Source organism: Mycobacterium attenuatum (assembly GCF_900566085.1).
GTDB classification, from domain to species: Bacteria; Actinomycetota; Actinomycetes; order Mycobacteriales; family Mycobacteriaceae; genus Mycobacterium; species Mycobacterium attenuatum.
In genome coordinates this window covers 46,973-59,806 of the sequence record NZ_UPHT01000119.1, presented here as the reverse complement: position 1 = coordinate 59,806, position 12,834 = coordinate 46,973, and the positions used below count along the sequence as shown (strand labels likewise).

Annotated in this window: 7 protein-coding genes and 1 tRNA gene; 6 read left to right on the top strand and 2 right to left on the bottom strand. The window is 63.9% G+C overall.

The window, feature by feature from the left end; all coding sequences use genetic code 11:
* Nucleotide 1 precedes the first annotated feature (1 nt).
* Complete coding sequence (locus tag EET13_RS19360; RefSeq protein ID WP_122443797.1) at nucleotides 2–1,285, bottom strand: PPE family protein; 1,284 nt, start codon at nucleotides 1,283–1,285, stop codon at nucleotides 2–4.
* 577 nt (nucleotides 1,286–1,862) lie between these two features.
* Nucleotides 1,863–1,936 (bottom strand) — tRNA-Arg (locus EET13_RS19355).
* Nucleotides 1,937–2,123: 187 nt separating this feature from the next.
* On the opposite strand from EET13_RS19355, the gene lipQ reads away from it, so the two are divergent.
* From lipQ to ettA, 6 genes are all read left to right on the top strand, one after another.
* Nucleotides 2,124–3,377 carry an esterase LipQ gene (gene lipQ / locus EET13_RS19350; RefSeq protein ID WP_122443796.1) on the top strand — a complete coding sequence of 418 codons (1,254 nt, stop codon included), beginning with the start codon at nucleotides 2,124–2,126 and terminating at the stop codon, nucleotides 3,375–3,377.
* Between the two features lie 180 nt (nucleotides 3,378–3,557).
* Nucleotides 3,558–5,030: a WS/DGAT/MGAT family O-acyltransferase gene (locus EET13_RS19345; protein WP_122443850.1), complete on the top strand. Its 1,473-nt coding sequence runs from the start codon at nucleotides 3,558–3,560 to the stop codon at nucleotides 5,028–5,030.
* On the top strand, nucleotides 5,027–6,853 hold the full coding sequence (locus EET13_RS19340; protein WP_122443795.1) for an HAD-IB family hydrolase/lysophospholipid acyltransferase family protein: 1,827 nt from the start codon (nucleotides 5,027–5,029) through the stop codon (nucleotides 6,851–6,853). Before EET13_RS19345 ends, EET13_RS19340 begins: the two co-directional genes overlap by 4 nt.
* On the top strand, nucleotides 6,850–9,237 hold the full coding sequence (locus tag EET13_RS19335; protein WP_122443794.1) for a glycerol-3-phosphate 1-O-acyltransferase: 2,388 nt from the start codon (nucleotides 6,850–6,852) through the stop codon (nucleotides 9,235–9,237). Before EET13_RS19340 ends, EET13_RS19335 begins: the two co-directional genes overlap by 4 nt.
* Before the next feature lie 1,223 nt (nucleotides 9,238–10,460).
* Entirely contained in the window at nucleotides 10,461–10,976 is a 516-nt protein-coding gene (locus EET13_RS19330; RefSeq protein ID WP_122443793.1) for a single-stranded DNA-binding protein, read from the top strand.
* Between the two features lie 77 nt (nucleotides 10,977–11,053).
* Entirely contained in the window at nucleotides 11,054–12,730 is a 1,677-nt protein-coding gene (gene ettA, locus EET13_RS19325; RefSeq protein WP_122443792.1) for an energy-dependent translational throttle protein EttA, read from the top strand.
* Nucleotides 12,731–12,834: the final 104 nt, after the last annotated feature.

The following is a 12,834-nucleotide window of genomic DNA, read 5'->3' as shown; positions in this document are numbered from 1 at the left end:
GTCACGGGTGCACCACATTCGGGGTCCACGACCCCGGCAATACCGGTACTCGTGGGGCCTCACCCGATGCGCCACCACATACTGTTGCCAATCCAGTGGGCTGCGCAACAACGACCTTGGGGGCGGTACCGGCGAATCCCAACGTGGCGACAGCCCGCTCCGAACCCACTGCGGGCAGCGGCCCAGACGGTCCTCCCAACCCGGAGGGCGCCGGTGCTTCGGGCAACATCGCCGACGCAACTGCCGTGGGCGCCACACTGCCGACGGTCGCACTTGCTGCAGGTGCCGCAACCGCACCCGAAAGAGTGCTTGCGGTCGTGGCGGCAGACGAACCCGAAGCCGACAGCGCCGCCGCTGCTGCCAGCGGACTCGGCAGCATCGAAACAACCGCGCCGCACAGGTGCGTGATCCAGTAGAGCACCGCATTTGCGATGTCATAGCCCAGCGCGAAAGGCATCATCATGAAGCCGAGGGCCATGATGCCGATAGCAAACCATGTGAGACTCAGATATTGCATAATGTTGCCGGCAAAGGCGGAGTAGCCGAGAAATTCGGCTAAGACGGCGGCAAATAGCCATGACGGCGATAGGATTATGACTGTAATTACAAACAGCGTGAAAAATGGCACGCCGATAATCTCTATCAGCATAGTTTCCACCAGACCCCAGAATAAAGTCCATAGTGGAAATGGGTCGCAGCCGAAGGCTTGGCTAACCGCGGCGACATGGGCGGCTTCGCCGGCGCGGCACCTGATGATCACCGGCGCCGGCGGGGTGTGAGGCGTCGAGGTCAACGCTGCGGCACCGGATCCCGCATAGACGCTCATCGTGGTGGCGGCCTGGATCCACATCCGCACGTAGTCGGCCTCGTTCAGTGCGATCGGGATGGTATTGATGCCAAAGAAATTCGTCGTTGCCAACACGGCATGGGTCGTGTGGTTGGCCGCCAATTCGGCCAGTGTCGGCATCGTGGCCAACGCCGTGGCGTAGGCTCCGGCCGCGGACTCGTGTGCAGCCGCTGTGGTGACGCAATCGGCGCTGGCCTGCGTCAACCACAACACGTACGGCGCATAGGCACCCACGCATATCGCGGCGCTGGGCCCTTGCCATGCTGCTGTCTGCAGCATGCCCAGCACCACCGAGAGGTCCTCGGCCACCGACGCATACTCAGCGCTCAGCGACGACCACTCCGCGGCAGCCGCCAACAGTGAATTGGGACCGGGACCGGTGCTCAACAACGCCGAATGCACCTCCGGTGGAGACGCCAGCCAAACCGGGGCCGTCATGACAAACCGCCATCGACCCAGTACCTGGCTGCCGCCCACCTATCGGCGGCAGGATTGGTTGCCCGGATCCGACCCGCATTGACCTCCGACCGGCCCCAGGCTGGGCCGAAGTTGCGGGGTCCGGTTTTGCAACGTCGGTCGTCCACAAACATCTGCTCTAAACCTTTCGGTCGGGCTGGTCACCGAGGACCACCGAGGACCACCGAGGATCACCGAGGACCACCGAGGATCACCGGGGATTACGGAGGCCCAAGTGCGCCTTGTTGGGGTGCGGTGCGCCTGCCGGACAACGGTGGGCGTGTACATTGCCAGAGCTAACTCTCCAATACGATCGACCATTTGACAATACAGACGTATGGTAGGTTGCGTCCATGATGGGCGGCTGGACCGAAGCGCAACGATCTCCCGAATCGGGGAGGTTCAAATTCCCCCGATGGGAGGTCGCACGCCTGCTGAACGGCGGCTGCCGGGCAGCCCCCACCACCGATGCCACGCGCGACGGTGCTGGCGTGGCCATGTCTGCGCCGCGATACCGGGGGCCTGTATTTTGTATTGACCCTTGTAGTGACCCTTGTAGTGCCCCCGAGAGGACTCGAACCTCTGACCTAGGGATTAGAAGGCCCTTGCTCTATCCACCTGAGCTACGGAGGCAATGCGCAGGTCAGTCTATCCAACCGCGGTTCAAGATCGGCTTCGGCGACACGACGGGCCTGAAAAGTCTTCCGCTACGCCAGAAATCGGTTATGGTGTGAGCCTCGACACACGTACAACACCGGCCGGCAAACGGCCGTTAACCGCAACGACGCGTGTGCCTGGACGTCGAGGGGTGGGCTTTGTTATGTGCATGGCCAGTGTGACTTCCCGGTGCTCCCGTGCCGGTGCCGAAGCGTTGCGGCAGGGAGCGCAGCTCGCGGCTGACGCCAAAGACACCATCCGCTCGGGAGCCGTACTGCTTCGGGGTTCGCCGTTCGCGCTCGGCTGGGTGGCGGGTTGGGTTTCCACGGAGTTTCCCCTGCACGTATTGACCGGGCATGCGCTGTCTCGGGTGTCGCCGCCGGCGATCGGCCGATTCGGCGCAGCATGGGCGGCGCAGCGAGCGGATAAGGCGCTCACTGCGGCTCTCGAGGAGTCCCTCGGTCCGGACTTCCGCGACCTGGTATCGCACCCGAGTGGCGACCCTTCCGCATGCGCCCGGCGAGGCGGCCTGCTGCCCTCGGGGCCACGTCGCCGCTACGCCGCGCAGACCTCCGATATTTCCTACGGTCCCGGTGGTCGGGCGCATCTGCTCGACATCTGGCGCCGGCCCGATCTGGCACCGGGCCATCGTGCGCCGGTGCTGATCCAGGTTCCCGGAGGCGCGTGGGCGGTCAACGGCAAACGTCCCCAGGCGTACACGTTGATGAGCCGGATGGTGGAACTGGGCTGGATCTGCGTTTCGATCAACTACAGCAAGAGCCCGCGGTGCAGTTTCCCCGCACACGTCATCGACGTCAAGCGCGCGATCGCCTGGGTTCGTGAGAACATCGCGGACTACGGTGGTGACTCCGACTTCATCGCACTGACCGGCGGGTCAGCGGGTGCGCACCTGGCTTCTTTGGCGGCCCTCACGCCCAACGATTCGATGTTTCAGCCAGGGTTCGAACACGCCGACACGACGGTTCAGGCCGTCGCGCCTTATTACGGCGTATATGACTTCACCGACTTCGACAACATGCATGAGATGATGCTGCCGTTCCTGGAGCATTTCGTCATGAAGAGGCGCTACGCCGACGATCCGGAGCACTTCATGGCGGCTTCGCCGATTTCCTATGTGCATCGCGATGCGCCGCCGTTCTTTGTGCTGCACGGCGATAAGGATCCGCTGGCGCCCTGCGCGCAGGCCCGGGCATTTTGCGCGGCATTGCGCGGAGCAGGAGCGGCCACGGTGGCCTATGCCGAGCTGGCCAATGCCCACCACGCTTTCGACATCACGCCGACGGTCCGGTCCCGACTGGCGGCCAATGCCGTGGCCGACTTCCTCGGGGTGGTGTACGGCCGGCGGTCCAGCTCCGTGCTGAGTTCATTGGCGCTGACGGAGACGCCGGCCAGCTGAACCAACAGGCCACCGTCGCGGCGCGCTCCGGCGCCCGTGTCAACCAGTGGGTCATCACTTTCACCCCCGCGGCAACCGGACTAGCGTTGTGTCTGCAATTTGGTTGACGGTCTGACGCGGGAGGCTTGATGGCGGTGACAGGGTTGGCGCATCGAGTTAGCCGGTCGTGGGGTAGTGATCATGGCTGAGCCCGCCGAGGGCGTCGCGTTGTCCGACGAGCTCGGACCGGTCGACTATTTATTGCATCGGGGCGAGGCCAATCCGCGTACCCGGTCGGGCATCATGGCGCTGGAACTCCTCGACACCACACCGGACTGGGACCGTTTCCGGACCCGCTTCGACAACGCCTCTCGACGCGTGTTGCGGCTGCGGCAAAAGGTCGTCGTTCCGACGCTGCCGACCGCGTCACCGCGCTGGGTCGTGGATCCCGACTTCAACCTCGACTTCCATGTGCGACGGGTGCGCGTCACCGAACCGGGCACGTTGCGCCAGGTGTTCGACCTCGCCGAGGTGATTCTGCAATCGCCGCTGGACATCTCGCGGCCGCTGTGGACAGCCACGTTGGTTGAGGGTCTGGCCGATGGCATGGCGGCGATGCTGCTGCATGTCAGCCACGCCGTCACCGACGGTGTCGGCGGTGTCGAGATGTTCGCTGAGATCTACGACTTGGAGCGGGATCCGGCACCCAGGCCGACACCGCCACAACCCATTCCGCAGGATTTATCGCCCAACGACTTGATGCGCGAGGGCATCAATCATTTGCCCATGGCCATCGTCGGCGGCCTCGTGGGCGCGGTGTCCGGGGCGGTATCGGTGGCGGGGCGAGCGGTTCTGGATCCCGTTGCCACGGTGTCGGGGATCGTGGGCTACGCGATGTCGGGCGTTCGGGTGTTGAACCGTGCCGCGGAGCCCTCGCCGCTGCTGCGGCGGCGTAGCCTGACCACCCGCACCGAGGCGATCGACATCCGCCTGTCCGAACTGCACAAGGCGGCCAAAGCGGGCGGCGGATCGATCAACGACGCCTACCTCGCGGGTGTGTGCGGTGCGCTGCGGCGGTACCACGAGGCCCACGGCTTGCCGATCAGCACCCTGCCGATGGCGGTGCCGGTGAACCTGCGTGCCGAAGGCGCGGCGGCCGGCGGCAATCAATTCGCCGGCGTCAACTTGGCGGCGCCGATAGGTACCGTCGATCCCGTGGCCCGGATGAAGAAGATCCGTGCCCAGATGACCCAGCGTCGTGACGAGCCGGCGATGAATATCGTCGGTTCGATCGCGCCAGTGTTGAGCATCTTGCCCACAGCCGTGCTCGAAGGGATCACCGGTTCTGTGGTCGGCTCGGACGTGCAGGCCAGCAACGTCCCGGTCTATCCCGGCGACACATTCATCGCCGGCGCAAAAGTCTTGCGGCAGTACGGTATTGGCCCGCTACCGGGTGTGGCCATGATGATGGTGCTGATATCCCGGGGCGGGTGGTGCACCGTCACCGCACGCTACGATCGGGCATCGGTGCGAAACGACGAGCTGTTCGCCCAGTGCCTGCTCGACGGTTTCGACGAGATCCTGGCGCTCGCGGGTGAGCCCGCACCACGGGCGATCCCGGCTTCCTTCACCGCCACGGCCGGTATGGCGTCTCGTTCGGTGTCGGGCTCATGAACACCTCACCAGAGCGAGGCGAACAGCGCGAAACGGGTAAGCCCGCCAGCGATCTGCGGTTACCCGGCTCGGTCGCCGAGATCATGGCCAGCCCTTCCGGACCTAAGGTCGGCGCGTTTTTCGATCTCGACGGAACGTTGGTCGCCGGCTTTACCGCGGTCATCCTCACCCAGGAGCGGTTGCGGCGCCGAGACATGGGTGTCGGCGAGTTGCTCAGCATGGTGCAGGCCGGTCTGAATCACACGCTGGGACGTATCGAGTTCGAAGACCTCATCATCAAGGCGTCCTCGGCGCTGCGGGGACGGCTGTTGAGCGACCTGGAGGAGATCGGCGAGCGGTTGTTCCACCAGCGGATAGAGCCCCGGATCTACCCGGAAATGCGTGAGCTGGTTCGGGCACACATGGCTCGTGGGCATACCGTGGTCCTCAGCTCGTCGGCGTTGACTATCCAGGTCGAACCGGTGGCCCGCTTCCTGGGGATCGCCAACATGCTGACCAATAAGTTCGAAGTCAATGAAGACGGGTTGCTCACCGGTGACGTGGTGCGGCCCATCTTGTGGGGGCCCGGCAAAGCCGCAGCGGTACAACGTTTTGCAGCCGAGCACGGGATCGACCTCAAGGACAGCTATTTCTACGCCGACGGCGACGAAGACGTCGCACTGATGTACCTGGTCGGCAATCCGCGGCCCACGAACCCCGAAGGCAAGATGGCTGCCGTCGCCAAGCGCCGGGGCTGGCCGATCCTGAAGTTCAACAGCCGCGGGGGCGTCGGTCTGCGGCGCCAGTTGCGGACACTCGCCGGGTTCAGCACGATGTTCCCCGTCGCGGCGGGAGCGGTGGGCCTGGGTGTGCTGACCGGTAGCAGGCGGCGCGGGGTGAACTTCTTCACCTCCAACTTCTCCCAGTTGCTGCTCGCCACCAGCGGTGTGCATCTGAATGTGGTGGGGAAGGAAAATCTGACTGCCCAGCGTCCGGCCGTCTTTATTTTCAACCACCGCAACCAAGTTGACCCGGTCATTGCCGGAGCGCTAGTGCGCGACAACTGGGTTGGCGTGGGCAAGAAGGAACTGCAGAACGACCCGATCATGGGCACGCTGGGCAAGCTTTTGGACGGGGTGTTCATCGATCGCGACGACTCGGCGGCCGCGGTGGAGACGCTGCACGCCGTCGAAGATCGCGCCAGAAACGGGTTGTCAATCGTGATCGCCCCCGAGGGCACCCGGCTGGACACCACCGAAGTCGGACCCTTCAAGAAGGGGCCGTTTCGCATCGCGATGGCGGCGGGAATCCCCATCGTGCCCATCGTGATTCGCAATGCGGAGATCGTCGCCTCACGAAACTCGACCACGATCAATCCGGGCACCGTCGATGTCGCGGTCTTTCCGGCGATCCCGGTCGACGACTGGTCCCTCGACACACTCGCGGACCGTATTGCCGAGGTGCGCCAGCTTTATCTGGACACTTTGAAGGACTGGCCGGTCGACGAGCTGCCCGAAGTCGACCTATATGCCGAGCAGAAGGCAGCGCAGAAAGCACAGGCCGCCAAGGCCCCCGCGAAGAAGCAACCAGCCAAGAAGACCCCCGCCAAGAGCGGCTCCAAGAAGGTCCCTGCCAAAGGGGCTGCCAAGAAGGCCCCGGCGAAAAGGGCCCCAGGCCAAAGCGCTGCCAAGAGATCCGCGAACACCACCACGGAGAGCACATCGGCAACGGCGGAGCCCCACGAGTCGAAGGTGGCCATCACCGACGGTGAGGTGCAACGGCCGCGCGCTGAACAGGCAGACGCCCCCGAATCGTCGAGCTCTGGGCACCAAGGACGGCCGTGACCAAACCGGTCGCCGACACCAGCGCAGTCCTGAGTGCTGAAGACACGCTGGTGCTGGCGTCGATGGAGTCGCCGGTCGAGATGCAGCTGATCATGCATTGGCTGGACGAGCAGCGGGCCCGTAATCCCGAGGCGAAATTCGACGTTTTGAGACTGCCGCCGCGCAATGCTTCGCCAGCCGCGCTGACCGCTCTGGCCGAGCAACTCGGGTACGGTCCCGAAGCCGGCTCCGAATCACTCGAGGACCGGTCGATCGTGCCGGTGCGGGTGTTCTGGCTCCCGCCACCGGATCGCAGCAGAGCGGCCAAGGTGGCGGGGTTGCTCCCCGGTCGGGATCCCTACCACCCCAACCCACGTCAGCAGCGGCGCATCCTGCGCGCCGACCCCCGGCGGGCCAGGGTGGTGGCCGGCGAGGCGGCAACGGTCGCCGAACTGCGTCAGCAATGGCGCGACACCACCGTCGGCGAGAACAAGCGCGAATTCGCCCAGTTCGTCACGCGCAGGGCGGTCCTGGCGTTGGCACGTGCCGAGTACCGGATTCTCGGGCCCCAGTACAAATCTCCTCGGTTGGTCAAGCCAGAGATGCTGGCGTCAGCGCGGTTCCGTGCCGGCCTGAAGCAGATACCCGGTGCCACCGTCGAAGAGGCCGGCAGAATTCTCGATGAACTGGCCACCGGTTGGAGCCAGGTGTCAGTAGACCTGATTTCCGTTCTGGGCAAACTGATCAGCCGAGGTTTCGACCCCGAATTCGACTACGACGAATACCAGGTTGCTGCCATGCGTGCCGCACTGGAATCGCATCCGGCAGTGTTGCTGTTCTCGCACCGCTCGTATATCGACGGCACAGTCGTGCCAGTGGCCATGCAGGACAACCGGTTACCGCCGGTGCACATGTTCGGCGGTATCAACTTGTCGTTCGGCGTGATGGGTCCGCTGATGCGGCGCTCGGGAATGATCTTCATCCGGCGCAACATCGGCGACGATCCGCTGTACAAGTATGTACTAAAGGAGTACGTCGGCTACGTCGTCGAGAAGCGCTTCAACCTGAGTTGGTCTATTGAGGGGACGCGGTCCCGTACCGGAAAGATGTTGCCGCCCAAGCTGGGACTGATGAGCTATGTGGCCGAGGCCTACTTGGACGGCCGCAGCGACGATATTTTGCTCCAAGGGGTTTCGATCTGTTTCGACCAGTTGCACGAGATCGCCGAATACGCCGCCTATGCACGCGGCGCCGAGAAGACGCCTGAAGGTTTCAGCTGGCTCTACCGGTTTATCAAGGCGCAGGGCGAACGCAACTACGGCAAGATCTATGTCCGTTTCCCCGAAGCAGTTTCGATGAGACAGTATCTCGGTGAACCGAACGGTCCGTTGGCTCATGATCCGGCAGCGAAACGGCTTGCGTTGCAGAAGATGACGTTTGAGGTGGCGTGGCGGATCTTGCAGTCGACGCCGGTGACGGCGACCGGGTTGGTGTCTGGATTGCTGCTGACGACTCGCGGGACCGCGCTAACTCTCGATCAGCTGCACCACACATTGCAGGACTCCCTTGACTACCTGGAGCGCAAGCAGACACCGATGTCGACGAGCGCGTTGCGGCTGCGCTCACGCGACGGGGTGCGCGCAGCAGTCGACGCATTGTCCAACGGGCACCCGGTCACCCGGGTGGACAGCGGCCGGGAACCGGTGTGGTACATAGCGCCCGACGATGAACTCGCGGCGGCGTTCTATCGGAACTCGGTGATCCACGCCTTCTTGGAGACCTCGATCGTCGAACTCGCGCTCGCGCATGCCTGGCACAGCGACGGTGACCGCATGGCCGCTTTCTGGGACCAGGCGATGCGGTTGCGCGATCTGCTGAAATTTGACTTCTATTTCGCCGATTCGGCCGCGTTTCGGGCCAACATCGCCGAAGAGATGGCCTGGCACAAAGATTGGGAAACCCAAGTTGCCGCCGGCCCCGACGGGATCGACGCGATCCTTTACGCGAAGCGGCCGTTGATGTCGGACGCGATGTTGCGGGTGTTCTTCGAGGCGTATGAGATTGTCGCCGACGTGCTGCGCGATGCTCCTGCCGATGTGGGACACAAGGAGTTGACGGAGTTGGCTCTCGGGGTCGGCCGCCAGTACGTGGCCCAGTCACGGGTGCGCAGCAGCGAACCGGTGTCGACGCTGCTGTTCGCCACCGCACGCCAGGTGGCCGTTGACCAGAACCTGATCGCGCCGACGCCGGACCTCGCCGAACGCCGGCGCGCGTTCCGGTGCGAGTTACGAAACATTCTGCGCGACTTCGACTATGTCGAGAAGGTCGCGCGCAATCAGTTCATCGCCCGCGAGTTCCAAGCCCGGCGGGGGCAGACCGACCACAAGTCCTCGGACATCGCCTAGTCGAATCGACGTGGCTTGGTCGGACGCGGGGCCGGGTCGCCGCCTCGGGCTCGTCCGCAGGACGGCACTGGCCGCGACTACCGGTCACTGCCTCGGTAGTTGGCGAACACCGATTCCAACGGCGCGGGTCTGGCGTTTGCGGGCTGCCGTGGTGGCCCCGACGTGGCCGAAGCGGCGTGGCCCGATCGCCTGGGTCGTCACGCCCGGGGTCACTGTGATCTGCTGGCGGGCGTGCGGTCACCGTTGGCGGCCGATTTGATTCGGATGGCGGACAATGACTTTCCGGCTTCCACGACACTGGGCCATCTCGGTCACCACATGTGTCAGCTGTTCGGCGATCGGATACCTCGGCAGTGGCGCACTACTGCTGGTCTTCAATTCCTGAGTGTGCGGCCTTGGATGTGCGTGCGCTCCGTGGGTGCCGGTTTGGCATGTCGATGCCCGCGCCTTTGCTCGAACCTCGTGTTATGGCTGGTGTTCCGGGAGTGCGAGGATGACAGGCATGCTTATTGGGTCGACAGCCATGCCGCCGTATCGAGTGCGCAGTGACGGTGTTGAGCGTGCCTGTGGGGCGGGAACATTCGTCGCGGCCCGCCCTGACGGCACGTTCGGCGCCATCGACGCACAGTCGGCGCCATCGGTGCGCGCTCGAGCCCGTCAGCGCACGCTCGACGCCGTCAGCGCAACCGGGCACTCGGATCGACGTGACCATGTCCGAGTTGCGCCTGCGCCCGGATAACAGGTAGCGAACGCGGGGGTCGCCGGAACACGAGCGCAAACCCCATGGACCCTTGCATCGATGCGAAGGCGCGCAAAGGATTTGGCGCTCCAAGCTGAGCAGCGCTAACACCTCACCCCATCGGCGACCCAGGTGGCTGATGTGATGGATCACCGAAGGCAATGCGAAATTCGACGCACTCCGAAATCCTGCGCGCTGTCTCAAACGCCGCATCACACGAAATCCCGTCCCGCGCTTGAATATCTGCGTTACCAGCCGACCCCACTCGTCTTCTAAGAGACAATCAGGCATTCGGGTTAGGCAGAAAACTGTTCCGGGGAAGCCGGGGCACGGCGACATCGCCGGGCGCTCATCCCCAGTCGTGACTTCTTCCACAGGTTCGGCTTGCCAGTGCCGTTAGTCACCGATATGTCGGTGGCCTAGGGCTCAATGGACACGAGCACGAGCACTAGCTCGCCCGATTACGAAAGGAATGTGGAGCCACATGTTTGAAACGCAGCTGACTGTCGTCGGTCACATCGTCAACGATCTCCAACGCCGGCAGGTCGGCGACCAGGAGGTGGTGAAGTTCCGGGTGGCCAGCAATTCCCGCCGTCGGACCAGCGACGGCGGGTGGGAGCCGGGCAACTCGCTATTCATCACCGTCAACTGCTGGGGCAAGCTGGTCAGCGGCGTGGGGGCGGCGCTGGGCAAGGGTGCGCCGGTGATTGTGGTGGGGCATGTGTACACCAGTGAGTACGAGGACCGCGACGGCAATCGTCGGTCCTCGTTGGAGATGCGGGCGACGTCGGTCGGACCAGACCTCTCGCGGGTCTTCGTGCGTATCGAGAAGCCCGGCTACACTGGCCCGAGCTCCGAGAACGCACCGGCAGTTGCAATGACAGGACAATCCGGGACCGTTGTGAACGACGGCTGCCGCGCCGCACGGGCTGAGTCCGTCCCGGAGGTGGCTGTCGTCCAGAACGCTGCCGAGCACACCGCGCTACCGCTATCGGCTTGATGCCGATAGGCGGTGCCTAGGATGGTCGGCGGGATACTCCGGATAATCCGGCAAGACCAGAAAGGCAATACCGCGGTATGGCTGAGTTCATCTACACGATGAAGAAGGTCCGCAAGGCGCACGGCGACAAGGTGATCCTCGACGACGTCACGTTGAGTTTCTACCCCGGCGCCAAGATCGGTGTCGTTGGCCCGAACGGGGCCGGTAAGTCGAGCGTCTTGCGGATCATGGCCGGTTTGGACAAGCCGAACAACGGTGACGCATTCCCGGCTACCGGGGCGACCGTCGGCATCCTGCAACAGGAGCCGCCGCTCAATGACGAAAAGACAGTCCGCGGCAACGTCGAAGAGGGTCTGGGGGACATCAAGGTCAAACTCGACCGGTTCAACGAGGTCGCCGAATTGATGGCCACCGACTACTCCGACGAGTTGATGGAGGAGATGGGCCGGCTCCAGGAGGAATTGGATCATGCCGAGGCATGGGACCTGGACTCGCAGCTGGAGCAGGCCATGGACGCCCTGCGCTGCCCGCCACCCGACGAGCCGGTGACCAACCTGTCCGGAGGTGAGCGTCGTCGCGTCGCATTGTGCAAACTGCTGCTGTCAAAGCCTGACTTGCTGCTGCTCGACGAGCCCACCAACCACCTGGACGCAGAAAGCGTCCAGTGGCTCGAACAGCATCTCGCCGCCTACCCCGGCGCCATTTTGGCCGTCACCCACGACCGCTACTTCCTGGACAACGTCGCGCAATGGATCCTCGAACTCGATCGTGGCCGCGCCTATCCCTACGAGGGCAACTACTCGACCTACCTCGAGAAGAAGGCCGAGCGGATCGCGGTCCAGGGCCGCAAGGACGCCAAGCTTCAAAAGCGTCTGCAAGACGAGTTGGCCTGGGTCCGGTCCGGCGCCAAGGCGCGCCAGGCCAAGAGCAAGGCACGCCTGCAGCGCTACGAGGAGATGGCAGCCGAGGCGGAGAAGACCCGGAAGCTCGACTTCGAAGAGATTCAGATTCCCGTCGGACCGCGACTGGGCAACGTGGTAGTCGAGGTCGATCATCTCGACAAGGGCTACGGCGGACGCACGCTGATCAAAGATCTTTCGTTCACTTTGCCCCGCAACGGCATCGTTGGCGTCATCGGTCCCAACGGCGTCGGCAAGACCACGCTATTCAAGACCATCGTCGGGCTCGAGCAACCGGACAGCGGCACGGTCAAGATCGGTGAAACGGTCAAGCTGAGCTACGTCGACCAGGCCCGTGCCGGCATCGATCCGAAGAAGACTGTCTGGGAGGTCGTGTCCGACGGCCTGGATTACATCGAGGTCGGTCAGAACGAGATACCGTCGCGGGCTTATGTGTCGGCGTTCGGGTTCAAGGGACCGGATCAGCAGAAGCCGGCCGGGGTGCTTTCCGGCGGCGAACGCAACCGGCTCAACCTTGCGCTGACACTTAAGCAGGGGGGCAACCTGATCCTCCTGGATGAACCGACCAATGACCTGGACGTCGAGACCCTGAGCTCATTGGAGAATGCCCTGGTGAATTTCCCAGGCTGTGCTGTGGTGATCTCCCACGATCGCTGGTTCCTCGACCGCACCTGTACCCACATCCTCGCGTGGGAAGGTGATGCCGACAACGAAGCTAAGTGGTTCTGGTTCGAGGGTAACTTCGGCGCCTACGAGGAAAACAAAGTGGAACGGCTCGGTATCGAAGCCGCGCGTCCACACCGGGTTACCCACCGGAGGCTGACGCGGGACTAGTGTCAGGTCTGCCGAGCCCCGCGACGATGCGGCCGGTGCGGCCGTTGAGGAGTGGGGCAATCGAGTAGCGCGCTGGTATCGGTCATGAGTTGGGAGCAGTCGAT